23 protein-coding genes are annotated in these 25,145 nt (G+C 53.1%); 13 read left to right on the forward strand and 10 right to left on the reverse strand.

Features of this window, described 5'->3' with window-relative positions:
* The first annotated feature begins 5 nt into the window (after positions 1-5).
* Positions 6-365 (forward strand): STAS domain-containing protein, encoded by a 360-nt coding sequence (locus tag IEV97_RS01685; protein WP_188499768.1) that lies wholly within the window; start codon positions 6-8, stop codon positions 363-365.
* An 84-nt stretch (positions 366-449) separates the two neighbouring features.
* Here the strand turns inward: IEV97_RS01685 and IEV97_RS01690 are convergent, their stop codons facing one another.
* The 4 genes from IEV97_RS01690 to IEV97_RS01705 form a co-directional block, all read right to left on the reverse strand.
* Positions 450-1,607, reverse strand: a complete 1,158-nt coding sequence (locus tag IEV97_RS01690; RefSeq protein ID WP_188499769.1) for an iron-containing alcohol dehydrogenase — start codon at positions 1,605-1,607, stop codon at positions 450-452.
* Positions 1,608-1,624: 17 nt separating this feature from the next.
* A complete protein-coding gene (gene curA, locus IEV97_RS01695) occupies positions 1,625-2,641 on the reverse strand; it encodes an NADPH-dependent curcumin/dihydrocurcumin reductase (protein WP_188499770.1) in 1,017 nt (338 codons plus the stop codon).
* A 142-nt stretch (positions 2,642-2,783) separates the two neighbouring features.
* A complete protein-coding gene (locus IEV97_RS01700) occupies positions 2,784-3,464 on the reverse strand; it encodes a TetR/AcrR family transcriptional regulator (RefSeq protein WP_188499771.1) in 681 nt (226 codons plus the stop codon).
* Positions 3,439-4,110: a carbonic anhydrase family protein gene (locus IEV97_RS01705; RefSeq protein WP_188499772.1), complete on the reverse strand. Its 672-nt coding sequence runs from the start codon at positions 4,108-4,110 to the stop codon at positions 3,439-3,441. Before IEV97_RS01705 ends, IEV97_RS01700 begins: the two co-directional genes overlap by 26 nt.
* A 532-nt stretch (positions 4,111-4,642) precedes the next feature.
* Here IEV97_RS01705 and IEV97_RS01710 point away from each other — a divergent pair.
* Positions 4,643-5,893, forward strand: a complete 1,251-nt coding sequence (locus tag IEV97_RS01710; RefSeq protein WP_188499773.1) for a pyridoxal phosphate-dependent decarboxylase family protein — start codon at positions 4,643-4,645, stop codon at positions 5,891-5,893.
* 137 nt (positions 5,894-6,030) lie between these two features.
* On the opposite strand, the gene IEV97_RS01715 is transcribed toward IEV97_RS01710, so the two are convergent.
* Positions 6,031-7,278 carry a pyridoxal phosphate-dependent aminotransferase gene (locus IEV97_RS01715; protein WP_188499774.1) on the reverse strand — a complete coding sequence of 416 codons (1,248 nt, stop codon included), beginning with the start codon at positions 7,276-7,278 and terminating at the stop codon, positions 6,031-6,033.
* Between the two features lie 183 nt (positions 7,279-7,461).
* Positions 7,462-8,250 (reverse strand): zinc metalloprotease, encoded by a 789-nt coding sequence (locus IEV97_RS01720; protein ID WP_188499775.1) that lies wholly within the window; start codon positions 8,248-8,250, stop codon positions 7,462-7,464.
* Between the two features lie 319 nt (positions 8,251-8,569).
* Between IEV97_RS01720 and IEV97_RS01725 the strand changes: the two genes are divergently transcribed.
* The 8 genes from IEV97_RS01725 to IEV97_RS01760 all read left to right on the forward strand — a co-directional run bounded on the left by IEV97_RS01725 (position 8,570) and on the right by IEV97_RS01760 (position 16,629).
* A complete protein-coding gene (locus IEV97_RS01725; protein ID WP_188499776.1) occupies positions 8,570-9,040 on the forward strand; it encodes a LexA family protein in 471 nt (156 codons plus the stop codon).
* Positions 9,033-10,307, forward strand: a complete 1,275-nt coding sequence (locus IEV97_RS01730; protein ID WP_188499777.1) for a Y-family DNA polymerase — start codon at positions 9,033-9,035, stop codon at positions 10,305-10,307. The genes IEV97_RS01725 and IEV97_RS01730 overlap by 8 nt, the downstream gene beginning before the upstream one ends.
* 17 nt (positions 10,308-10,324) lie before the next feature.
* Entirely contained in the window at positions 10,325-11,386 is a 1,062-nt protein-coding gene (locus IEV97_RS01735; RefSeq protein ID WP_188499778.1) for a PA0069 family radical SAM protein, read from the forward strand.
* Between the two features lie 191 nt (positions 11,387-11,577).
* Entirely contained in the window at positions 11,578-12,369 is a 792-nt protein-coding gene (locus IEV97_RS01740; RefSeq protein WP_188499779.1) for an FRG domain-containing protein, read from the forward strand.
* Positions 12,370-12,506: 137 nt separating this feature from the next.
* Positions 12,507-13,580, forward strand: a complete 1,074-nt coding sequence (locus IEV97_RS01745; RefSeq protein ID WP_229733742.1) for a hypothetical protein — start codon at positions 12,507-12,509, stop codon at positions 13,578-13,580.
* Between the two features lie 37 nt (positions 13,581-13,617).
* Positions 13,618-14,082, forward strand: a complete 465-nt coding sequence (locus tag IEV97_RS01750; protein WP_188499781.1) for a hypothetical protein — start codon at positions 13,618-13,620, stop codon at positions 14,080-14,082.
* A 358-nt stretch (positions 14,083-14,440) separates the two neighbouring features.
* Positions 14,441-15,337 (forward strand): transglutaminase domain-containing protein, encoded by an 897-nt coding sequence (locus IEV97_RS01755; protein ID WP_188499782.1) that lies wholly within the window; start codon positions 14,441-14,443, stop codon positions 15,335-15,337.
* 125 nt (positions 15,338-15,462) lie between these two features.
* Positions 15,463-16,629 carry a sigma-54-dependent transcriptional regulator gene (locus IEV97_RS01760; RefSeq protein WP_188499783.1) on the forward strand — a complete coding sequence of 389 codons (1,167 nt, stop codon included), beginning with the start codon at positions 15,463-15,465 and terminating at the stop codon, positions 16,627-16,629.
* A gap of 98 nt (positions 16,630-16,727) precedes the next feature.
* Here the strand turns inward: IEV97_RS01760 and IEV97_RS01765 are convergent, their stop codons facing one another.
* Entirely contained in the window at positions 16,728-17,654 is a 927-nt protein-coding gene (locus tag IEV97_RS01765) for a zinc-dependent peptidase (RefSeq protein ID WP_188499784.1), read from the reverse strand.
* Positions 17,655-17,688: 34 nt separating this feature from the next.
* Entirely contained in the window at positions 17,689-18,684 is a 996-nt protein-coding gene (locus tag IEV97_RS01770; RefSeq protein ID WP_188499785.1) for an acyl-CoA synthetase family protein, read from the reverse strand.
* A gap of 74 nt (positions 18,685-18,758) precedes the next feature.
* Here IEV97_RS01770 and IEV97_RS01775 point away from each other — a divergent pair, with 74 nt between their 5' ends.
* Positions 18,759-19,373, forward strand: coding sequence for a hypothetical protein (locus IEV97_RS01775; RefSeq protein ID WP_188499786.1), 615 nt, complete (start codon positions 18,759-18,761; stop codon positions 19,371-19,373).
* Between the two features lie 254 nt (positions 19,374-19,627).
* Here IEV97_RS01775 and IEV97_RS01780 read toward each other — a convergent pair whose 3' ends face one another.
* Together IEV97_RS01780 and IEV97_RS01785 are read right to left on the reverse strand one after the other, a co-directional pair.
* Positions 19,628-20,161 (reverse strand): hypothetical protein, encoded by a 534-nt coding sequence (locus IEV97_RS01780; RefSeq protein ID WP_188499787.1) that lies wholly within the window; start codon positions 20,159-20,161, stop codon positions 19,628-19,630.
* A 122-nt stretch (positions 20,162-20,283) separates the two neighbouring features.
* Complete coding sequence (locus IEV97_RS01785) at positions 20,284-22,692, reverse strand: alpha-ketoacid dehydrogenase subunit alpha/beta (protein WP_188499788.1); 2,409 nt, start codon at positions 22,690-22,692, stop codon at positions 20,284-20,286.
* 192 nt (positions 22,693-22,884) lie between these two features.
* Here IEV97_RS01785 and IEV97_RS01790 point away from each other — a divergent pair, with 192 nt between their 5' ends.
* Together IEV97_RS01790 and ald are read left to right on the forward strand one after the other, a co-directional pair.
* Positions 22,885-23,667: a DUF1573 domain-containing protein gene (locus tag IEV97_RS01790; RefSeq protein WP_188499789.1), complete on the forward strand. Its 783-nt coding sequence runs from the start codon at positions 22,885-22,887 to the stop codon at positions 23,665-23,667.
* Positions 23,668-23,988: 321 nt separating this feature from the next.
* Complete coding sequence (gene ald, locus IEV97_RS01795; protein WP_188499790.1) at positions 23,989-25,101, forward strand: alanine dehydrogenase; 1,113 nt, start codon at positions 23,989-23,991, stop codon at positions 25,099-25,101.
* Positions 25,102-25,145 lie beyond the last annotated feature (44 nt).

The following is a 25,145-nucleotide window of genomic DNA, read 5'->3' on the forward strand; positions in this document are numbered from 1 at the left end:
TCGCCATGGAAATTACCAACCACACCTCGCACCATAATCGTCATATCTTCTTTGTAAAGGGCCTTGTGAAAGAACAGGCGCTTGATAAAATCCGCCAGACAATTGCTGAAGCGCCAACGGATCATAAGAAAGAACTCTGGATCGACTGCTCACACGTAGACCGCCTGCACCTGACCAATAGCAGCATCTGTTCTTTTGTAAGCGAGCTGCTCAAGATCCGGAAACACGATGTGAAAGTAGTGCTCTGCGACATGAACGCTACCACCGAGCGCCTGTTCCGCCTACTGCGCCTCGATTCGCTTTTTGAAAAGGCCAGGTCTTTTGAGGAGGCAGAAAAAGAAACAAGGGCGCAACTCGCCGCCTAAGCCCACTCGCTTGGCTATAAAAACAAAGAGCGCCGCTGCTAAAACAGTGGCGCTCTTTGTTTTTTGACTTTATACCTATACCTGCTATAGGCTCATGGTGAGGATCTGCTCTACATCCGCCACCTGAATGTCGGCCCGCTCGCCCAGGTTCTTCACGCCGCGCTCCTCAAAACGCTTTACAATCTCCTGGATGGTCGACTTATCTACATCATAGTCTTTCAGTTTGGTGCGGATATCCAGCGATTCGAAGAAATCGACGGTAGCCTGCACGGTGGCTTCGAGGCGCTCCTCGTCATTGCCTTGTGTAATGCCCCATACCCGCTCGCCGTACTGCAGCAGCTTTTCCCGCTTGGTGTCACGCTTGTAGCGCAGCAGCGACGGCAGCACAATGGCCAGCGTACGCGCATGGTCGATGCCGTGCAGGGCGGTCAGCTCGTGGCCGATCATGTGGGTGGCCCAGTCGGTTGGCACGCCTACCCGGATCACTCCGTTCAACGCCATAGTCGCGCACCACATGATATTGGCAGCCGTATCGTAGTCTGTTGGGTTTTGCAAGGCCTTTGGTCCCTCCTCTTTCAGCGTGATCAGGATGGACTCCGCCAGGCGATCCTGCAGCGGCGCATTCACGGGATAGGTCAGGTACTGCTCCAGCACGTGCGTGAAGGCATCCACCACGCCATTGCTGAGCTGGCGCAAAGGCAGCGAAAAGGTAGTTTCCGGATCGAGGATGGAAAACTTCGGGAACGTGAGCGGCGAGCCAAACGAGAGTTTCTGTCTGGTTTCTTCCCGCGTGATCACAGAACCGGAGTTCATCTCAGAACCTGTGGCAGGCAGGGTCAGCACCGCGCCGAAAGGAATGGCTTTGATGACTGGCGCTTTCTCGGAACAGATCTTCCAAGGATCACCGCCTTCGAAAGGTATAGCCGCCGCGATGAATTTAACACCGTCGATGACAGAGCCCCCGCCTACTGCCAAAATGTAATTGACCTGCTCTCTTTTTGCCAGCTCTACCGCTTGCATCAGTGTTTCGTAGCGCGGATTAGGCTCTATGCCGCCAAACTCCACTACTATATGGTTCTTCAGGGCGTCCATTACCTGATCGTATACCCCGTTTTTCTTGATGCTCCCGCCCCCAAAGGCCATCAGTACGCGCGCATTGGCCGGCACTTCGGTGGCAAGCGCAGCGATCTGCCCTTTACCGAACAGGATCTTGACCGGGTTATAAAAAGTGAAATTGTTCATAAACGTAATTTTGCTAATTAATTGGTCTTATAATCCGCCACTCTTACAAGCTGCTTGCCTGTGTTCTCACCTCTGAACAAGCCGAAGAAGGCCTGTGGCAGTTGATCGAAGCCTTCTACAATGTGCTCTTCGTACTGCAATTTACCAGCTTTTACCCAGTTTGTCAGCTCAGTGGCGGCTTCCGGGAAGCGGGTGGCATAGTCGCTCACGATAAAGCCCTTCATCAAGGCTTTCTTTTTGAGCAGGATAGGCTCCACCCGCGGACCAGTCGGCACCGAGGTGGCATTGTAAAGTGCAATCTGTCCGCAAACAGCGATACGCGCAAAATTGTTTAACAGGCTATACACCGCATCCGAAATTTCCCCGCCCACATTGTCGAAGTAAATGTCCACCCCGTTGGGACAGGCAGCTGCCAGCGCCTCCCGCATATTTGAAGTGGTCTTGTAGTTGATGGCCTCGTCGAAGCCGAGTTCGGTTTTGAGATACGCTGTCTTCTCGTCAGAGCCGGCTATACCTACCACGCGGCAGCCTTTCAGCTTGGCAATCTGTCCCACCACAGTGCCCACCGCGCCGGCCGCACCAGAAACCACTACGGTCTCTCCTTCCTTTGGCTCTCCGATATAAAGCAGTCCGCAATAGGCCGTCATGCCCGGCATGCCCAGTATACCCAGGTGGTAACTCAGCGGTGCCAGGTTCGGATCCAGCGGGCTGAGGCCTCTGCCATCGGAGATGCTGTAGGTTTGCCAGGGAAGATTGCCCAGCACGACGTCCCCGGCCTTATACCTGTCGTGGCGGCTTTCTACCACTTCCGCCACTACGCCCCCGGCTATGGGCTCGTTCAGGCTATAGGGCGCCACATAGGATTTGGCATCGCTCATGCGGCCGCGCATGTAAGGGTCAACCGATATGTAGAGCGACTTAAGCAGCAGCAGCCCCTCCTGCAAATCGGGAAGTTCCTCTTCTTTAAACTCAAAATTTTCCTCCGTAGGCATGCCCTGCGGACGGCTTTTCAATAAAATGCTCTTGGTTTTCATAGGCTCTGTTTGTTATACCTTTTAGTGTATGCAAAACAGGCCGCAGGGGTTATGATTTTGTTCACTATAGACCCCAAAGCAAAAAAGGATGCTACCGGCCCTGTTGCCGGTAGCATCCTTCACTGCAACGTACTACCGTTGCTTATCTTTCGATCGTTTTGAATACCATGTGTGTCAGGAAATCCTCCAGCTCGCCGCTGCCGTCTTCGTGTATGTTCGTCAGCGAGGGCAGGTGCAGCGCAAAGAACTTCTGGTAATGCGCGCTCTCCGCTATCGTGGAGACCAGAGAGGCCGGATACTTGTAACCCGGGTTGATCTCGTGCACGATGTCGGCTATTCGTTTGCAGAGGCGCTTGTAGCTCAAAAAGAATCCTTCCTTGTTGTTGGCATCCACCGCCTTGGTCAGGTAGGCTTTGGCCGACTCCGCCACCACGATGCGCTGCAGCGTTACCTCGTCGACGTGCTCAAACACCATGTCGTTCTCAATGCGCCCCGACAGAATCCTGATCGCAATGCGCAGGCGCTCCTCCGGCGACTCAATGTTGTTAATGGCGAACACCAGCCTGTACTCCAGCCAGTTCCAGTACCACGAGATCAGGTATGAGAGCAGCATGTGCTTACCGTCGAAGTACCTGTAGATGGTTGCCTCCGTACTGCTGATGCGCTCTGCCAGTTTCTTGAAGGTGAAAGCCTCCAGCCCCAGTTCATCAATCAGGAGGATGCCGTGTTTGATGATGTCACGCCCTTTCTCCGACCCCTCCGGGTCTTTAAGGTATACCTTCTCCTCTACTTTGATCTTAATATTTGCCAGCAAGTTCTTCATGAAGTACTTCAGTCATGTTTTCAGCGTCATTGTAGAAGTTCACCACACCCGTTTCCACGTTGTACATTCCCCCTACGATGCCAATCTCGCCTTTTTCTATCATTTCGCGAAGGATCGGGCTGTTTTTCTTTATCTCGCCTATCGCCCACACCACATTGGTTTCGGCCACTTTCTCAACAAACTCGTTGTTTTTGGAGCTTCTTTCACCTTCATATGCCACAGCGTCTACGGCTGGCGCTATTTTGTGCAGCAGTGTGCTCAGGTTGCCCATCTCCACGTGGTCGCAGGCTCCCTTAATGGCACCACACCTACTGTGGCCCAGCACCACGATCAGTTTGGAACCGGCCACTTTGCAGGCGAACTCCATGCTCCCCAGTATGTCCTCGTTCACCACGTTGCCGGCCACGCGGGTGCTGAAGATATCGCCCAGTCCCTGGTCGAAGATCAGCTCAGCCGATGTACGGGAATCGATGCAGCTCAACACGATGGCAAACGGAAACTGGTCCGCTGACGTTTCGTTGACCTGCTGCAGCAGGTTGCGGTTTACTTTCAGGTTGCTCACAAAGCGTTTGTTGCCTTCCAGCAAAATCTCTTTTGCGCGCTGTGGGGTTAGCTCTGCCTGTGTTTCTCTGTTTTGCGTTCTCATGGGTTTTAATGTTTTTTGAATCATTGGGTAATCTATCGAGCAACCTGCCCGGCAAAGTTCGGATGTTTTCAAAACTTCCTCCCTCCGTATTTCAATTTTTAGCTCCCAGCCGTTTCCTTTATTTTCAGGTGTATGTTCCTGCTGCGGCCACTACTCTATAGTTATCAACCGGCTTGGGCGCATACGGTTTTGCTGCCGCCAGGCGTCATGATACATCGTCTTAACTACGACTATAGCACAGTCTGTTGAAGGTATAGGTTCATAACCCTATTGCAATAGCTTTACTTTAATACTACAAAGTAAAACAACAGGCACTTCAGTTCCCAGTTTTTTCCGTGATTTTATTATACGGGCATGATTTATATCATTGTTTTCAGGAGCAGACACTCGTAAATCGCAATCCGGAAGGGAAGAGCCGGTACTGCCCGGCAGGGAGCATGTCTGTTCAAAGTCGTATATTTGCCTGCCTCTGCCATTGGGCGGCATCGTGCCGGCAAAGCCCGCTATTTACCATTAAACCCCGTTTACGAGTATGCAACAGTGGAATAAACTCAGCAAGGATACCATCAAAACGATTGTTTTCAATGCCCTGGCCGAGAACGTAAATTTCTATGACGAGAACATACTGGGTATACCTGGCTCCCATCTCGACAATAAAGTATTTTACCAGGATGCGCCTTTTCTCAAAGACGCCCCCTTCCTGACAGCGCTGATCCATAACCCCAACCACATTGGCTGCCATACCCTGGGCGCTTCCGAATCCTTTTTCAGGGGCACGCACCAGATCGAGCGCGAACTAATCGGCTTGTGCGCCGAGCAGATCCTGAAAGCCGAGCCCGACAGCTGCGATGGCTATGTAGCGGCCGGGGGTACCGAGGCCAACCTGCAGGCCATCTGGATCTACCGCAACTACTTCCGCAACCGCGACGGTGTGCGTAACGAGAGCATCTGCATCCTGTGCTCCCGCGACAGCCACTACTCCATGAGCAAGGCCGCCAACGTCTTCGACCTCGACATCGCCACAGTGCAGGTAGACGACGATACCCGCGCCATCGACGAGGCCCACCTGCAAGAGGTGATTGCCGCCCAGAAAGCGAAGGGCAAAAGCCACTTTATAGTGGTTGCCAACATGATGACAACTATGTTTGGATCAGTGGATAACACCGATATATATGCAGCGGCACTTGAAGCCAGCAATTGCCAGTTTATGATCCATGTGGACGCGGCTTTCGGGGGTTTCATCTACCCGTTCACCAACCCGGGCAACACGCTCAACTTCCAGAACAAATACATCACCTCCGTGACATTGGATGCGCACAAGATGGTGCAGGCACCCTACGGCACCGGCATCTTCCTGATCCGGAAAGGCTTTATGCAGCACGCCAATACCAAGGAGGCCAGCTACGTGGAGGGAGAGGATTTTACGCTGATCGGCAGTCGCTCCGGCGCCAACGCCATTGCCGTCTGGATGATCCTGATGACTTACGGCCGCTACGGTTGGGAGGAGAAGACCACCACCCTGCTCAACCGCGCCGCCTGGCTGGCCGCTGAGCTCGACAAGGCAGGTATAGCCTACTACCGCGACCCGCACTCCAACATCATCACGATCCGCAGCGAGCACCTGAACAGGGGCATCGCCAGCAAGTATGGCCTCGTACCGGACAATCACCAGGATGCCAATTGGTATAAAGTGGTGGTGATGGATCACGTGACCATCGACCGCCTGATCCCGCTGCTCGCGGATTTGAAAGCCTACCAGCAGGAAGCCTGCCTGGCAGAATAAGCTATACCTGACAAGCTCCCGCCGTGCTATACCTTGCTATACCTGCAGCGTGAGCGCTATCCCTGACAGGTACCCCCATAAATCAGAAAAGGCTCCCGCTAAAGGAGCCTTTTCTGATTTATACCAATTGGCTTTACCTATAGCGACTCCGTCAGCTGTCGCGGAGTGGCTATACCTGTCCCCTTGTAGTGCTGCAGAAACAGCGCCAGTTTGTCCATGGTCTGGCTTAGCTCCTGTAGCTCGGGCAGGTATACGATGCGGAAATGGTCGGGCTGCTGCCAGTTAAAACCGCTCCCCTGCACCAGCAACACATGCTGCTCCCGCAGAAAGTCCAGCACAAAAGCCTGGTCGTCGGCTATGCGGTATTTTCTCACATCGATCTTGGGGAACAGGTAAAAGGCGCCTTTTGGCTTCACGCAGGTGATGCCAGGTATAGCGATCAGCTTCTCGTAGCAGATGTCGCGTTGCTGCCGCAGTCTGCCGGTTGGCAGCACCAGGTCCTGCATCTCCTGGTACCCCTCCAGGGCCGCCTGTATGCCATACTGCGCCGGCACGTTACTGCATACCCGCAGACTGGCCATCGTGTTCAGCCCATCGATGTAGCTCCCGGCTTTGGCTTTGTTGCCGCTCACCAGCATCCAGCCCGCCCGGAAACCAGCCGCCAGGTAGTTCTTGGAAAGCCCGCTGAAAGTGACCGTCAGCACCTCGTCCGAAAAGGTGGCCGTAGAGCGGTATTCTACTTCATCGTAGAGTATCTTGTCGTAGATCTCGTCCGAGAAAAGCACCAGGTTGTGCGCGGCAGCCAGTTCTACCAATTCCCGCAGCAGCTCCGGGGCATATACCGCACCGGTCGGGTTGTTGGGATTGATGATGACAATGGCCTTCGTGCGGCTCGTGATTTTGCTTTTGATGTCGGCCAGGTCGGGGTTCCAGTCGGAGGCTTCGTCGCAGAGGTAGTGCACGGCTTTGCCGCCCGAAAAGCGCACGGCTGCCGTCCACAGCGGGTAGTCCGGCGATGGCACCAGCACCTCGTCGCCTTCATTAAGCAGAGCCTGCACCGCCTGCAGGATCAACTCGCTCACGCCGTTGCCGAGTGAAATATCATCGGTATGGATGCCGGCTATACCTTTGGCCGTGTAGTAGTCCCGGATCGCTTCGCGGGCGGGTAGAATGCCCTTGTGATCGGAATAGCCCTGGGCATGGCGCAGGTTGTCTACGATGCTTCGGGTGACCGCCTCGGGGGCGTCAAAGCCAAAGGGAGCCGGATTGCCGATGTTCAGCTTCGTGATCCGGTGCCCCGCCAACTCCAGTTCTTTCGCCTTCTCGTATATGGGGCCGCACAGTTCGTAGTGAACCGCATCGAGCCGCGTGCTGCGCTGTATCATACAGGTATAAGTTTTTCCAAAAGTAAAGCTTTGTCGCGCATTTTCCGCCAGGGTCTGCTTCTAAAAATATTGGTCCGTCCGGCAGTTGAACAAGGTATAGCGGACAGGATGCTGCGGCCAGAAAACAAGTACGGCTCCTGTGTATAAGTCAGGAGCCGTGCTTGAAGTTATGCTTCATTAAAATCACTTTCCACCATTGGCTTTCAGATCGTTGATACAGTTCTGATCCAACACCGGGGTATAGCCGCCCAACAGATTCTGCACCACACTGCCTGTCTCCACAGTATAGTGCATCAGGCATTTGCTGTTGTCGCAGTGGCGGCCGTGCGGCGCGTCCTGGTGTTGCTGTTGCATGGGCGTGCCGGCATTTACCAGCCCCAGGATATGCCCCAGCTCATGCTGCAGCACCACGCTCTCCAGCTTTGTTCTGTCTGGCTGCCCGATGCCTCCTGACATACTGCGGATGGTATGCTCGAACAAGGCCATGGACGTATTGCGGTAAGCCACCCCCAGCACCTTGCTATTTTCGGTGTCTTCTGCATACCTGCTGTCGGCAAAGAAGAAATAGACCGCGATCGTGTCAGGCCGGGTGTACTCCGTGCGGTACTTTTCCTCGATGCCCGCCAGGTCCTGTGCCGTGTAGGCGCTTTTGCCGGGCGCCGGGATGGCGGCCTGCTTTAGAATGATGCCGCCGGGCTTGTTCAGGTACTTTTCCATCCAGCTGCGCAGATTGCTGACAGCGGCCGCCGTAGGCTCAAAGCCCTGCGCATACTGCAGTTCCACCACGATCTTGCCGTATTTTTCAGCAGAGAGCAGGTCGCGGGCGCTCTCTCCTACCGCTTTCCGGTTGAGCACATGGCCGGGGTTGGCATCATCATCTTTGTCCTTGTCACAGGCAGTCAGTACCAAGGCGGGCACCAATGCGAAAAGCAGGGCTGCTTTCCTCGTTTTCTCTAAAAGGGTTGTCAACATATAAGGTGAATTGATTGAAATGTATGCAGCCCCTAAACGCAGAAAATAGAAAAAGGGCTATACTCTGGCTCCATGTTCTTTGCAGCACGCAACACTTTACCTGAATCATACAACACAGGATACCCTCTATCAGCCAACATCGCGCCGCTTACCTGCCTAAATACCAATTGCCCTCTGATGCCTTACTGGTAACTGCCCCGGACATTTAGCCCGGAGCACAACCAAATGCTAAAAATATTAGTACAAATGACAACAATATTAGCAAATACTATATATATTTGAGCGATATTCTACAAGAGAGATTGAATGAGACAGCACTATGGAAAAAGCCTATACCTTGAACACCCTGCCCGACCACCTGGAGATCGTACCGCTGGACTTACCCGACCTGCTCGAGCTCCCGATCAGCCAGAGCTACGTAGCGGCGGGGTTCCCCTCGCCGGCAGAGGATTATTTAGAAGACAAGATCAACCTCCAGCAGGTCTTGATCCGAAACCCGACTGCCACTTACCTGCTGCGGGTACGGGGCGAGTCGATGCGCGACGCCCGCCTGCACGACGGCGACATACTCGTAGTAGACCGCTCGCTGAAGCCCAGCCATGGGCACATCATCATTGGCGTGGTGGATGGCGAATTCACGGTAAAGCGGCTCCTGCAGAAAGGCAAGCAGCAATACCTGCAGCCGGCCAACGAACTGTTCCCACCTATAGAGATTACCGAGGAGATGGATTTTAAACCCTGGGGCGTGGTGGTATGGTCGCTTCATAAGGTGAATGGCGGCCATGACTAGCCTTTTCGCCCTCGTAGACTGCAACAACTTCTATGCCTCCTGCGAGCGGGTATTTGACCCAAAGCTGGAGGGTAAGCCCATTGTGGTGCTCTCCAACAACGACGGCTGCATCATCGCGCGGTCCAACGAAGCCAAGGCACTGGGTATACAGATGGGCGAACCAGCCTTTAAAGCAAAGGATGTAATAGAACAACACAACGTACACGTTTTCAGCAGCAACTATACCTTGTATGGTGACATGTCAGCACGGGTCATGCAGACGCTGGCACAATTTACACCCAACCTGGAGGTATACTCCATCGACGAGGCTTTCCTGGACCTGGGCAACTTCTACGGCCGTGACCTGAACCAGTATGCCGGGGAGTTGCGGAACACCGTCAGGACCTGGACAGGTATACCGGTGTCGGTAGGTGTGGCTCCGACCAAGACGCTGGCCAAGCTGGCGAACCGGCTCTCCAAGAAATCGAAGAAGGCGGACGGGGTGCTGGTGCTGACCGACGAGCGGCATATACAGGAGGCGCTGCGGCGCACCGAGGTAGGTGATGTATGGGGCATTGGCCGGCGCTATGCCCGCAAGCTGGCCGGCTTTGGCATTCACACCGCCCTGGACCTGCGCAACGCCTCCGACGCCTTCGTGAAACAGCACCTGACCGTGGTGGGCCTGCGCACGGTGCGGGAGCTGCGCGGGGAGCCCTGCCAGGACCTGGAGATGGTGGCGCCCAACAAACAGCACATCTGTACCTCCCGGTCCTTTGGCGCGCCCGTCACGACGCTGTCGCAGTTGCAGGAGGCCACAGCCAATTACGCTTCGCGCTGTGCGGCCAAGCTGCGGCGTCAGAAAAGCTGTGCGGGCGCTGTTACCGTGTTTCTGGAGACCAACCGTTTCCGGGAGAGCGATGCCCAGTACTTCAACAGCAAGACGATCGCGCTGCCTACGGCCACCAACAGCACGCTGGAGTTGCTGCACTACGCCAACCTGGCCCTGCAGGCGCTCTACCGCGAAGGCTACCGCTACAAGAAGAGCGGCGTGATCGTATCGGAACTGCGGCCTCAGAACCAGGTGCAGACCAGCCTGCTCGACACCGTGGACCGCGACAAGCACCAGCGCCTGATGCAGACGCTGGACAAGCTCAACAGCGCCTGGGGCCGTGACACGGTGACCTGTGCCGCCCAGGGTACCACCCGTCCCTGGCAGCTAAAGTGCGAGAAGAAGTCGCCCTGTTATACCACGCAGTTGGAAAAGCTGCTGTGCATAAATGTGGACTAAACTATACCTGAAATCCTATGAAAGCAGAAGAGTTTTTAAAAGGCCGCGGCGCACAGTACAACCCGGCTAACCCCTACCTGAAGCAGGAGTACGTGGCTGCGCACATCGAGGGATTGGACGAAGCCATGCTCTCCAACAGCAAAACCGAATTCTTTGCCGAGCACCCCAAGAAAATTGTGAACAAGATCGATAGTCCGGATCTGGGCCTCGCCTACTCCATGAACCCTTACCAGGGCTGTGAGCACGGCTGCGTATACTGCTACGCCCGCAACACGCACCAGTACTGGGGCTACGGCGCCGGCCTGGATTTTGAGCGCAAGATCATCGTCAAGGAAAACGCCCCGGAGGTGCTGGCCCGCCAACTGGAGAACCAAAAGTGGCAGGTGATGCCCATCATGCTGGCCGGCAACACCGACTGCTACCAGCCCATTGAGGCAAAGAAACAACTCACCCGCCGCATGCTGGAGGTGCTGCTGGAATACCGCCACCCGGTCAGCATCATCACCAAAAACGCCCTGATCCTGCGTGACCTCGATCTGCTGCAAAAACTGAACAAGCTCGACCTGGTGCATGTCAACATCAGCATTACGACCCTTGACGAGAAGCTACGCCAGAAACTGGAGCCGCGCACCGCCACTGGAGCCCGGCGGCTGCAGGTGGTGAAGCAACTAACAGAGGTCGGTATACCTGTCAACGTGATGGTGGCGCCTATTATACCTGGCCTGAACGACTCTGAGATACCCGCCATCATCAAAAGCGCTGCCGAGGCGGGCGCCAGCAGCGCGGCCTATACCATCGTGCGGCTCAACGGCAGCATCGGCCCCATCTTCGAAGACTGGATCCGGGAGGCCTTTCCTGACCGCGCCGAGAAAGTGCTGAACCAGATCGCTGATTGCCATGGCGGTCAGTTGAATGACAGCCGCTTCGGTACACGGATGAGTGGGGAGGGCAAATTCGCGGAGGCCATCAGCAAGCTTTTTCGGATGAGCCGCAACCGCTACATGGCTGGCCGCAGCATGAAGCCCTACAACTACAAGCACTTCTGTACCAGAGCAGGTATACAGATGGACCTCTTTTAAAAGTTGAAGATAACATTACCGGCATTCCGCCAAATAGGACAGACAGTAAACTTGCTGCAAAAGTATAAACAGGTGTGCTTGTAATTGTGGAGCGACCTCCCTATTATTGATAGGTAAACATTTAAACCGTCCGTCAGGTATACGCTTACGACACCCCACCGCCTGCTATTTCAAGACAGCAAAACGATTGCATGGAACACGGAAACGAAATTATAGTAAACAGCTGGGCTGAGGTACAATCTGCTTTGTTCGACCATAGCTGGAACGAGCACATCAAGCGCTTTCGCTCCTCCTACGTATACCGTGGCAGCTGGAGCAAAGGCTATGACCTGAGTACCAGCCTCACCCGACTCGGGAGCCGCTACTACGAACTGGAGCCCCACATTCTGCGGAACTTCCGGAAGTACGCCCACAGCAACGCCGCGCCCGGCGACTCGGTCTGGAACTGGCTGGCCGTGGCGCAACACCACGGCCTCCCGACCCGCCTGCTCGACTGGACCTACTCGCCCTACGTAGCGCTGCACTTTGTCACCCAAAACCTGGACAGCTACCACGAAGACGGCGCCATCTGGTGCGTGGATTATGTTAAGGCCAACGATTTTCTGCCGCTCAAACTCCAGACCGCTATCAAGGAGGAAGGCTCCAACGTGTTTACGCCCGAGATCCTGCAGCCTGTTTGCTCATCGCTCAAAGAGCTCGCCTTGCTGCAACCCGAGGAGTTTGTGGTGTTTCTGGAGCCGCCGTCGCTGGACGAGCGCATTGTGCACCAGTACGCCTTGTTCTCGCTGATGTCGAATGCGAGGGCCAATATGAGCCAGTGGCTTGAGCAGCACCCGGAATTGTATTTCAAAGTCATCATACCGGCCGGGCTCAAGTGGGAGATCCGGGACAAGCTGGACCAGGCCAACATAACCGAGCGGGTGCTCTTTCCGGGACTGCAGGGTCTGAGCCAGTGGCTGAAGCGGCACTATACCCACGAATAAGTTTTTTACTAAAAAAGGAGGCCCAGGCGCTGTATCCTCACGAAATATCTATACTTTAATAGATATTTACACCGATTACGTATACCTGAGACATGAACCTCTTTTTGCCCCGTACACATGAAGCAATCAAACGCTTCATGCTGAATCACTTACCTCCCTACTCCTTAAAAAAACACCTGAAACCTGCCGCTGCCGTGCTTGCGGCCACTCTGTTACTGGGCTCCGCCTCCTGCACTCAGGATAAGGAAGTCCATTCTGCCACGCTGCCAGCCACGACAGAAAAATACGAACTGCCGGCACAGCCAACCGACAGCACCAGCACGGCCTCTTCGGACACGTCGGCTGCACAAACACCAACCGTTATTCCTGCCACCGCTGCTCCTGCTACTGAAGCACCTACCGTATACCCGGGCCCTGCACCACTGCCGGGCGCCATCCTGCCACACAAGCGCATTCTCGCCTATTATGGCAATCCGCTGTCGAAGCGCATGGGTATACTGGGCGAGTACCCGGTGGAGGAAATGCTCAGCCGCCTGGATGAGGAAGTCGCCAACTGGACCAAAGCCGACTCGCTGACGCCGGTGCAGCCCGCGCTGCACGCCATTGTAGTGACCGCGCAAGGCCACCCGGGACGTGGCGACAAATACCGCCTGCGCATGACCGACAAAATGATCGAGGATGTGCTGGAGATGGCCAAGAAGCGGGATGCCATTGTGTTTCTGGATGTGCAGGTAGGCCGCAGCACGCTGCCTGAGGAACTGCCCCGCCTGACCCAATTTCTGAAGCTTCCGAACGTGCACCTGGGCATAGACGCCGAGTTTGCCATGAAGGACGGCGAAGTGCCCGGCAAGAAGATCGGTAGCTTTGACGCGGAAGACATCAACTACGCCACCGGCTTGCTGGCTGACATTACCAAGGAGTACAATTTACCGCCTAAACTGCTGATCGTGCACCGCTTCACGCAGCGCATGATCCAGAACTCGCAAGACATTGAATTAAGACCCGAAGTACAGGTGGTCATGCACATGGATGGCTGGGGTCCGCCCGCCCTTAAAAAAGACACCTATCGCCGCTTTATCGTTAAAGAACCGGTGCAGTTTACGGGTTTCAAGGTGTTTTACAAGAACGACACCCGCAACAACTCCCGCCTGATGACGCCAGAGGAGATTCTCAAGCTAGACCCGAAACCGCTGTATATCCAGTATCAGTAAGGTATAGCTGAGAAGAGGTGGAAACAAAAGTATAGAAATGGTTTACCAAATTGACTTACAAGACTTAGAAAGCTTAAACCACCTAATCTTTGACGCTAGTGTTGAGTTTGAAGACCTTGAAAAGTTAAGTATAGAAAGCCCGATTGAGCTTAAACTGGAAAGAAGAAGTTTTGAGAATGTAAAAAGGAAGAAATTCTTATTCTGGTCTAGCACCACCTTTGATGGCAAAACATCTTTACTCAAATTACATGGCGTAAAAGACATTCAACTAGAGGGAATAGACGATAGATTTAAGAACAATCACTTTATAAATGAGATTGCCTTTAACTCCCTTGATAACGCTTTAGAACTTAAAACAGTCTTCGGTTTAAGGATCAAATTTGTTCTTGATAGTGGCTTTCGAGGAGAATTAATAGACATTGGGGATAGTGATTTTGGGACTGGTAGTTTATTTGGCTCTAAAGGCTTTACCAAAAATGAATGGGATACGCGAAACAAATAACGGTTACCTACAACTTTTGCAAGAAGACAGGTATAGCCGACAGGTATAGCCGACAGGTATAGCCGACAGGTATAGCCGACAGGTATAGCCGCAAACGACTGACGTCGTTTGCGGCTTTTGTTTGAGCGACCTCTATCCGAAGAAAAATTTGGCAATCGCGCCTCCCACTGCTTCAAAATGCGAAGAATTATGCCGATATTAAGCCCATACCGCTACGCAATTAAGAAATTTAAAATTTTCGGGATTATGAGTGAGTAAAAAGGCCCGGATTTTGCGTTACAGGTATAAGATCAAAAAGACAATGCACTTATAAAGCCAGAAGGGCTATAGGCGCCAGAAACCACAAAAGCAGGGAATCATGACGCAATTGTTCAAGCTCTCTAATCTGACTACGTTCTTAGTTCGGTTCATTCAGATCATCATCGTGTTCCCGATGGCGGTCCTGATCAGTTTCTACCTTCCACCCATCAGCTTCATCGACTATGAGCTGAACTTCCTGCTGTGCGTGATCATGGCGGCGATCATCTCGGTGATTGTGACCAGTATCAACAAAAAACTTATCCTGCTGGCGTTTGTGGGCATCATGGGCGCTATGTTCTTCAACAGCACCTTCGACGACTATACTGTAGAAAACCTCTACGCCGACTACAACGCCATGCTGGTGAACATGACCAGCAATTCCAGCAAGGTGTCTTACTTCAAACCCGTAAAAGGCACTTATTTTCAGGAGCGCCGTGTCAAAAGTGCCATGCAACCCACTCACCCGGCTGTAAGGTCCTTTGCCGTGGAGAACTCCACCCGCTTTTTTCATGATGAGTACTACCGCAAGTATGGCAAAATGGTGCGCTACTTCTCGCTCTTCAAGCATGTGCGAAACAGCTGGCGCTACGTTAACGACCCACTCGGTCTCGACTACTACTCCCCGCCTACCGAGAGCATCCAGCTACTGGCCGGCGACTGCGACGACTATGCCATCCTGATGGCCTCTTCTATCATGGCCATCGGAGGCGAGGCCCGCATCGTGATCTCACCCAACCACATGTATACCGAGGTAAAAATGGGCACGGTGGAGGATCTGGACAAGGTAAGCTACGCTGTCCGCTCGCTTTTCCCCGACGAGGTGACGGGCGGTAAGATCCATTTCCACGAGACCAACGGCGAGCTTTGGATCAACTTCGATTACACGGCCGGTTACCCGGGCGGCCCTTTCCTGGAGCCGGAACTGTATAGCGTGATCAACTTTACCAACTCCTAAGGCAAGCTTATACCTGACCACACAGCTAATTTTTTGGATTTATCGTACAAATGCTGCAGCCGCTTGATTAGCGGCTGTTTATTTTCTATACTTACCACTTACAGCATAAAACGAACGATAGACATATGCCCAAAATCCTGATTATAGATGACGAACGGGCCATTCGCAGCACCCTGAAAGAGATCCTGGAGTTTGAGAACTACACCGTAGACGAAGCCGAGGATGGGCAGAAAGGATTGCAGCACATTGGAAGAACGAAGTACGATGTGGTGCTCTGCGACATCAAAATGCCCGGTATGGACGGCATCGAAGTACTGGAAAAAGCCATGGAAATGGCTCCTGACACGCCCTTTATCATGATATCGGCACACGGCACCATCGACACGGCGGTGGAGGCCACCAAAAAAGGCGCCTACGACTTTCTGCAGAAGCCACCGGATCTGAACCGCCTGCTGGTGTCGGTGCGCAACGCGCTGGACAAGTCGAATCTGGTGACGGAAACCAAGATCCTGAAAAAGAAAATATCGAAGACCTACGAAATGGTGGGCACCTCGGAAGCACTTGGCCGCGTAAAGCAGGCCATCGAAAAGGTAGCCCCGACCGACGCCCGCGTACTGATAACAGGTCCCAACGGCTCTGGCAAGGAACTGGTGGCACGTGCCATACACGAGCACAGCAACCGCGCCAACGGCCCCCTGATTGAGGTAAACTGCGCCGCTATACCTAGCGAGCTGATCGAAAGTGAATTGTTCGGCCATGAAAAGGGCTCTTTTACCTCAGCCGTAAAGCAGCGCATCGGTAAGTTTGAGCAGGCCAATGGCGGCACGCTCTTCCTGGACGAGGTAGGCGACATGAGTCTCTCGGCACAGGCCAAGGTGCTGCGTGCGCTGCAGGAGCACAAGATCACCCGTGTGGGCGGCGACAAGGACATACAGGTGGATGTGCGCGTGCTGGCCGCTACTAACAAAAACCTGCTGGAGGAGATCGAAGCCAAAACCTTCCGGGAAGACCTATACCACCGCCTGGGCGTGATTCTGGTGCATGTGCCGCCGCTGAACGAGCGCCGCGAGGACATACCTGATCTGGTGCAGAAGTTCCTGCAGGACATCGCCAACGACTACGGCAACAAACCAAAGACTATTACCCCCGATGCGCTGGAGTACTTAAAGCAACTCGACTGGCGTGGCAATGTGCGCGAACTGCGCAATGTGGTGGAGCGCCTGGTGATCATGAGCGGCCAGGAAATAACACTGGAAGATGCCAAGGCCTACGCCCGACCGGCTGGGGCTTAATTATATTATTCCCGTTCTCTATTATTAAACTGTTCTCACTAATGCAAAACGCCCCTGCCGATTGGCTGGGGCGCTTTTGTTGTAACCTGTTTTATACCTTAGGCAGCTGCTTTGCCCTGTTTCAGCATACAGCATTGTTTATACTTATTTCCGCTACCGCAAGGGCAGGGCTCATTACGCCCTAATCTTTTGCCATAGGGGTTGAGCAGCTCCCGGAAGTTGATGCGGAACCTCCTTTTGGGATTCTGCTGAAAGACCTTGGTCAGCATTTCGTACAGCCGCGGATGCTTTTCGGCCAGTTGGTTGGGCTTTTCGAAAAAATACTCCGTTACCACCGCAAAGAACTCTGCCTCGCTGGTCGCGCCGTACTCGTTTATGTCCGACTTCCCTTTTTCGATCTGGCTGATCTTGCGGTACATGAGTTCTTTCCAGGGCCGCACCAGATCATCGGGCAGGTACGCTTCCGGTACACCGTCTATCTCTCCGTCGGCCTGGTCGAGCATGTGGGCAAACTCGTGTATACCTACGTTCTTGCGATCGGCCATGTCATTGAACCCCTGCTCCAGCGCCGGTTTGGACAAAGTCACGTAATGATCATTCTGAAAAGGATTTACCCGCCCCAGCACCTCGGCAACCGCTTCGTTGTCCTCGTTCTTATACCTGTGGATGCTGCCCGGAAAAACCAGCACCTCGCCCAGGTTATGGTATTCCCAGTCCTTGAAACCAAAGATCGGGATGATGGCGCTCGAGCCGATCAGCACTTTGGTCGTGTCGTCTACCTCGGTGTCTATACCTGTGATGCGCTTTTCGGACACAAAAAGCAGGAGCTTCCGTTCAAAACGCTCCTTTTCTTCGTCGGTCTTCAGGGTATGGTAAAAGCCCACCCTGTCCTGCAGGATCTTCCGCCACTCAACCGGGAAGCCTTTTTTCAGAATTTCCTTGCGGTAGCGTTCCCGGCGGGTGGCCCACCTGTAAAAGAGCAGCAGCATACCTGCCACCAGCGTAATAAAGAATATGTAACCCATGGGCAGCTTAAACGTCAGATTGTTATTTTGGATGTCAGACTACCAGCAGATTACAGCCCCGGATGTCCGAATTATCGAACCGGCCCAGCACTTCGAAGGTGCCATCTGGTTTCAGACGACCGATGTCTTTCGTCTCGATAAAAGCACAGGAATCTACATTGGCCAGGTCGATGACGTTGATGCCACCAGAGCGTATACCCGGTCGAATGTCGAAAGGATCGTTGAGGTCGCGCAGCAGCACGCGCAAGGTATAGCCCGGATGGAAAAAGCCATCGCCTAGCGAGTAAGCCTGCGACAGCAGCTCCGTCATGCCATACTCCGAGTGGATCTCTCCCACGCCAAAACCCTTTCTCAGGTAGGCGTGTAACTCCTCCCGAATCATCTCCCGGCGTCGCCCCTTCATGCCGCCCGACTCCATAATGGTCACGCCGCTGAAGTCCTCCTGCCCCTTCAGTTCATCGGCCCAGTCGAGCAAGGCGTAGGACACCCCGATCAGCAGCACTTTCTTTCCTTTCTGCTGCACCGCTTTTACAGCCTGCAGCAGCTGGTCGTGGTTGCGCAGGTAAAAACCCTCCTCCTGCTGCCCCGATTGCTTTATAAAAAAATCGACCATGGCTACCAGCGACGAACCGCCCTGCTCCAGGTATGAGGGCAGCAGCGCGAGCACCACATAGTCGGTCAGGGGACCGTAAAATGATTCGAAAATGCGCTTTGTGGTGCTCAGGTATAGGTCCAGGCTGGCTACCTGGTGGTGGCTGCGGGTCATTTGGGTGGTGCCGCTGCTATAGAAAGTCACCTCCGGCTCAAACGAACCTGTTTTCACTTCATGCGTCTTGAAGAACTCGATGGGTAGAAAAGGGATGTCCTCTACACGGCTAAGCTGCTGCGGGTTGCGGCCCAGGTGCTGCAGATAGTCGCGGTACACGGGGTTATGCGCTGCCTGGTATTGGAATAGCGCTAGGGCAGTTTCTTCAAAATCAAAAGGCTGGTTGGCCAGTAAAAGCTGCAGGTGTCGGGCTTTGAAATCCATCCAAATTATTTATAACAATTCCTGTATCTGTTCGTTTGATTTAGTAAATTTAGCTTCAATTTCTGAGATCCTACATGAGATACATGCTAAAGTATGGTGCGGCCAGCCTGCTGTTGCTGCTAGCCCTTAGCTCCTGTCGCAAAGAACCTGTCTACGACGTAGTGCCTGAGATTGAGTTCAGGCGCGTGGAGCAGTACCATTTTGTGGACACCCCTTTCCCTCAGCGACCGGATATCACCTCTTTACGCGATTCGATCGTATTGGTCATCGGTTTTAAAGACGGAGACGGCAACCTTGGCCTTTCAAGCAACCGGGAATCGCAGGACTTTCAGCCTCCTTTTAATGAGGGCTCTGAGTTCGAGCAGAATTTTCACACGGTGATGTACATCAAGGCGGAAGACCCGAACAATCCGGGCAATTTCCGTTTTGAGCCTTACCCTTTCCCTGTACCGGGTTTTCAGTTCTCAGGAAGGTTTCAGCGGCTTTCGGCAGATGAGCGCCCGGAAACCCTGGAAGGCGAGATAAAGTACAGCATCAACGAGATCAACGCATCGGAGTTTCCTTTACTGCGACCCGGCACCGTCATTAAGTTCGATATCTTCATTTACGACCGCACTACTCCTGTGCCCAACCGCAGTAACACCGTGACCACAGACGAAATAACCTTGTTTCAGCCAACCGGAGGCTGATCCTTATAAAAGGTATAGAAAAAGTGAAAGGCTCTGTAGCATTTGGTACGGGGCCTTTCTTTTTTATGTAGTAACAGGACGAAGTGATCCAAACCGAAGGGTTAAGCCAGATTACTGATTTGCCATGATGGGTGCTATACCTGAGTCGCCTCCATACGAATTGAAAAACTGGTGGCAGGTGACTGATTAGTGTTTACCAAATCCCCTAGGCCGCACTAAGCGAAACTCGACGAGCGCCAAGAGGCAAGGCCGCGTTACTTATTGTTAGGCAGCGGTTTTATTTTTATTTTCCATTCACCCGTATCCAACTCCATATCTAAATGCCTATCCCAATTGGCAAATTCATCACAGCTAAAGTTTAGCTTATTACCTTCCCACTTCTTAAATTCTATCCTATCCATTCCAATCGGGCCCTCAATGGTTCGAATATTTTGTAGCGATTTACCTATTTTGTCTATGTTAAAATAGTTACCAATAATAAAGTCTCCTTTAGGCGATACAGTCAGAGCATTATAGCCATTGTTTTCCTTAAACTCGAGCAACTGACCACTTCCCTGATTTAGTAGGAATAGATAATCAGATGTTACTATCAGCATTTGACTATGAATTGTGGAAATACCTACCCCTATAGGTGCCCCTCTGAACTGGCCAACCCACTCATATTGGCTATTCTCGGTGAACTTTATCCACGTCCAACTCTGTGAGTTCCAAGAATTATCGTTATCGTAAACTCTTTCTTCAAACTCACCAGCATATGGCTGGTTGATTATTTCTGCGTTGGTTATCATTCTCACTAATGCTACCAAAATGAGGTATAGACAAACTCTTACCAAAGTATAAAGGCGAGTTACTATACCTTCACGGTATAGCAACTCGCCTTATTATGCTCTTTGCCTGAAATTAGTCCGACTTAATAAATGATCGGATAGGCTTTCGGGTCTGCCTCGTGCATGATCTCATATACCGCCTCGAAGACATCCTCTGTGTTTGGCTTAGAGAAGTAATCGCCGTCCGATGAGTACGGAGGACGGTGTGCGTGGGCAGAAAGGCACTGCGGCTTGGAGTCTAGGTAGCGCCAGGCACCCTGCTCGTCCACCACCTGCTGCATCATGTAGGCAGTGGCGCCTCCCGGAACGTCCTCATCAGCGAACAGTACGCGGTTGGTCTTGCGGATCGAGTCGGTGATCGTGTGCTCCAGGTCAAACGGCAACAACGACTGCACGTCAATCACCTCGGCTGAAATACCAAAATCCTCCAGCTGGCGGGCGGCCTCCATCACGATACGGCACATAGAGCCGTACGTTACAATGGTGATATCCGAACCTTCTTTCAACACCTCCGGCTTACCCAGCGCCACGGTCAATTCTCCGATGTTGCTAGGTATGCGCTCCTTCAGGCGGTAGCCGTTGAGGCACTCAATGACCAGCGCCGGCTCGTCAGACTTGAGCAGGGTGTTGTAGAAACCTGCGGCCTGCGTCATATCGCGCGGTACCAGCACATGCATCCCTCTAATGCTATTCAGGATCATACCGATCGGGGAACCGGAGTGCCAGATACCCTCCAGACGGTGACCGCGGGTACGCACGATCAGAGGAGCCTTCTGGCCACCTTTGGTGCGGTACTGCAGGCAGGCCACGTCATCCGACAGAATCTGGATTGCATATAATAAGTAGTCGAGGTACTGGATCTCGGTGATCGGGCGAAGACCACGCAGGGCCGCGCCTATACCTTGCCCGATGATGGTGCACTCGCGTATACCTGTGTCGGTGACGCGCAGCTCGCCGTGCTTCTCCTGCAAGCCGGCAAAGGCTTGGTTCACGTCTCCGATGCGGCCCACGTCTTCGCCGATGGCAAACACACGCGGGTCACGGGACAGCATGGCATCAAAGCAGGCCTGCAGCACTTCGCGACCGTCCACGAGCGGGGCGTCTTCCGCAAACTCAGGCTTCACTTCCTCCACCAGCAAAGCAGCCTCTTCAGACTGGCTGTATAAATATGAGTTGAAGCGGTCGGTGTTCTCGCCCAAGGTCTGCTCCAGCCAGCCAACTAATTCGCGCTTGGCCTGGTTGTTTTCGTCGCGCACATAGCGCAACACCTTGCGCACGGCTCTCACTGCATCGCTGCGGATCGGCGTTCCGGTTTTGCGGAGCTCCTCCGTGATGGTGGCAATTTCGGTGATATGCTCGCTGGAAGCTGCCAGGTTGTCCATCAGTTGCAAAGCCTCTTCGTGGTCAGCTTTGATGCCGTCTGCAAAAGCGTTCCAGGCAGCACCGCGGGCCTGTCGAACAGCCTCTCTGGCTTCTGCCTCGATCTGGTCCAGCTGCTCGGCCGTGGCTACGCCAACGCTCAGCATCCATTCGCGCATCTTCACCAGGCAGTCGTACTCCGCTTCCCAGGCCAGGCGGTCCTTGGACTTATACCTTTCGTGCGAGCCGGAAGTGGAGTGGCCTTGCGGCTGGGTCATCTCCTCGACGTGCACCAGCACCGGTACATGTTCCTCGCGGCATACCTTCACGGCTGCCTCGTAAGTTTCGCAAAGCGCCAGATAATCCCAGCCCTTTACTTTAAATATCTCGTAGCCCTGCTCCTCGCGGCTGTTGCGCTGGAAACCGGCCAGAATCTCTGAAATACTGCCTTTGGTGGTCTGGTACTCCGCCGGCACCGAAATACCATAGCCATCGTCCCACACCGATACCAGCATCGGCACCTGCAGTACGCCGGCTGCGTTGATGGCCTCGAAGAACATACCCTCCGAAGTCGAGGCGTTGCCAATGGTACCGAAGGCCACCTCGTTGCCGTTCACAGAAAACTGCTGCATGCCCTGCAGATCAGGATTCTGACGGTATAGTTTGGATGCATAGGCCAAGCCTACCAGGCGGGGCATTTGGGAGGCGGTAGGCGAAATATCGGAGCTAGAGTTTTTCTGCTCCATCAGGTTCTTCCAGTTCCCCTCTTCGTCGAGCAGGCGGGTGCCGAAGTGGCCGTTCATGGCGCGGCCGGCTGTGGAGGGCTCGGCCTCTACATCGGTATGCGCATATAATTGTGCGAAATATTGCTGGAGCGTCAGTTCACCGATGGCGAACATGAAAGTCTGGTCGCGGTAATAGCCGGAGCGAAAATCGCCGTTCTGGAAGAACTTGGCCATGGCCAGCTGGGCTACTTCCTTGCCATCGCCGAAAATACCGAACTTGGCTTTGCCCATGAAAACCTCTTTGCGGCCGGCAAGGCTCGCGTGGCGGCTCTCCCAGGCAAGGCGGTAGTCGTTTAATATTTCCTGAGTGCTTAGTCGTTGAGTTATAGATGCTTCAGCAGTTTGCATGTCTCGTCTGTAAAAGCTAATTGTGGAATTTATCATCAAAAGTACAGAATATTAGCCTAAAATCAAATTTGAGGCTAGTGCAGGCCGGCAACCTCCTGCTCGTTGGCTTGTCTTTTTGTCAAAAGATTTTATATCTTTGTTTGTTTGCTTAAACTCCTTTTTACAAGTCGCAAAATTTCTTTAATTCGCATTATGAACAGAAAATTTTACCTTCTTACCGTGCTTAGCCTGCTGTTGGCTGGTTTTTCAGCCCAGGCACAGGGCGAACTCAAGTTTGAGAAAGAGACCCATGACTTTGGCACATTTGCCGAGGGCGTGATCGCTTCTTACGAGTTTGTAGTGAAGAACGTAGGCGACAAGCCTGTGGTTATAGCCCAGGTACAGCCTTCCTGCGGCTGCACAACGCCAGAGTGGACAAAAGACCCCATCATGCCGGGCAAAACGGGTGTGATCAAGGCCATGTACAACAGCAACGGCCGTCCGGGTCCCTTCCACAAGTCTATTTCTGTGATCTCCAACGCTGCTACGCCACAGGCCGTTATCTTCATTAAGGGAGAGGTTGGCCCAAAAGATTTAAAAACTAGCCACACGCCGGAACAAAAAGCAAATTCGCCGCGTTTGGCTGTTGGAACTACTTCACACAGCTTCGGAAAACTTGAAAAAGGACAAAAAGCCGTGGCTAAGTTCACAATCAAAAACACAGGTCGGCAGGACCTGGTGGTGCAGGGCGTGAAGGCAAATTGCAACTGCGTAACCTATAAAGTTTCGCAACCAGCAATAAAACCAGGACAGCAGGCAACTTTGGAACTAACCTATATTCCTACAATGTTAAAGGAGCAAAATGAGGTGGTAACCATCGTTTCAAATGATATCGTAATGCCAGACCTGAAGCTGACGCTGAAGGCGAATGTAGTAGAAAGTCTGGCTCAAAAGAATATGTTAAGGGAGGGCAATCAGCCGGTACCTTTCAGATAGTTTTTTTCATAGTTTTATTTTGTACTAATGGCAGTGATTCTATCACTGCCTTTTTTCATTTTATACCTTTCCAAAAATGCTGGCAGCGTAGCACGATACAATTTCCAGCCACCCGAACGCCGCCAACCAGGCGCAATCCTCAACAAGCCGCTGTCAATGACCCGCACCTACCCCCTTCTCTTTTCCAAGGCACTTTAAATCAGCCCACTGCATCGGCACCAACATTGTTAAAACTGCTTTTGTGTTTAGCCTTTTATTTCAAGATAGATATGGTATATTTGCGCAGCTTTTCCAATAACTAATACTATAAGAAATAAAGACATGATTATTGGTGTTCCAAAGGAAATCAAGAATAACGAAAACCGCGTAGGCGTAACTCCTGCCGGCGTGGTGGAACTGGTGCGCAACGGCCACACCGTGTATGTACAGGCTACCGCCGGCGAAGGCAGCGGTTTCCCGGACGATATGTATGCCCAGGCTGGCGCTACGATCCTGCCAAGCATTGAGGAGGTATACGGCATCGCGGAAATGATCATCAAGGTGAAAGAGCCGATTGAGTCAGAGTACAACCTGATCAAGGAAGATCAGTTGCTGTTCACTTATTTCCACTTCGCCTCGCATGAGCCGCTTACCAACGCCATGATCGAGCGCAAGGCAGTTTGCTTGTCGTACGAAACGGTGGAGCGCGCTGACAGAAGCCTTCCATTGCTGGTACCAATGTCAGAGGTGGCGGGCCGTATGTCCATTCAGCAGGGAGCCAAGTACCTGGAGAAACCACTGAAAGGCCGCGGTATTTTGCTGGGTGGCGTACCGGGTGTTCGTCCAGCCAAAGTGATGATCCTGGGTGGTGGCATCGTAGGTACCAACGCAGCCAAGATGGCGGCAGGTATGGGTGCTGATGTAACGATCCTGGACACGAACCTGGCCCGTCTGCGCTACCTGGACGATATCATGCCAGCGAACGTGAACACCTTCATGTCGAACGAATACAACATCCGCGAACTGCTTCCTACACACGACCTGATTATCGGTGCCGTGCTGATCCCGGGTGCTAAGGCCCCTCGCCTGATCACACGCGAAATGCTGAAGGAAATGCGTCCGGGTACTGTGGTGGTAGACGTTGCTGTTGACCAGGGCGGTTGTATCGAAACCTGCAAGCCGACTACGCACGAAAATCCGACTTTCATCATTGACGATGTGGTGCATTACTGCGTAGCCAACATGCCGGGTGCCGTACCTTACACTTCCACACTGGCGCTTACCAACGCTACCCTGCCTTACGCGATCCAACTTGCTAACAAAGGCTGGAAGAAAGCTTGCTCCGACAGTGAAGAGTTGAAGAAAGGCCTGAACGTAGTACAGGGCAAAGTAGTATACAAAGGTGTGGCAGAAGCCTTCAACCTGGAGTATACCGAAGTTAACTCTGTTCTATAATTAAGGTATAGCCTGATTTATAAACGAGCGCCTTCCTGATCTCA

Source organism: Pontibacter amylolyticus, from assembly GCF_014638845.1.
Classification (GTDB): domain Bacteria; phylum Bacteroidota; class Bacteroidia; order Cytophagales; family Hymenobacteraceae; genus Pontibacter; species Pontibacter amylolyticus.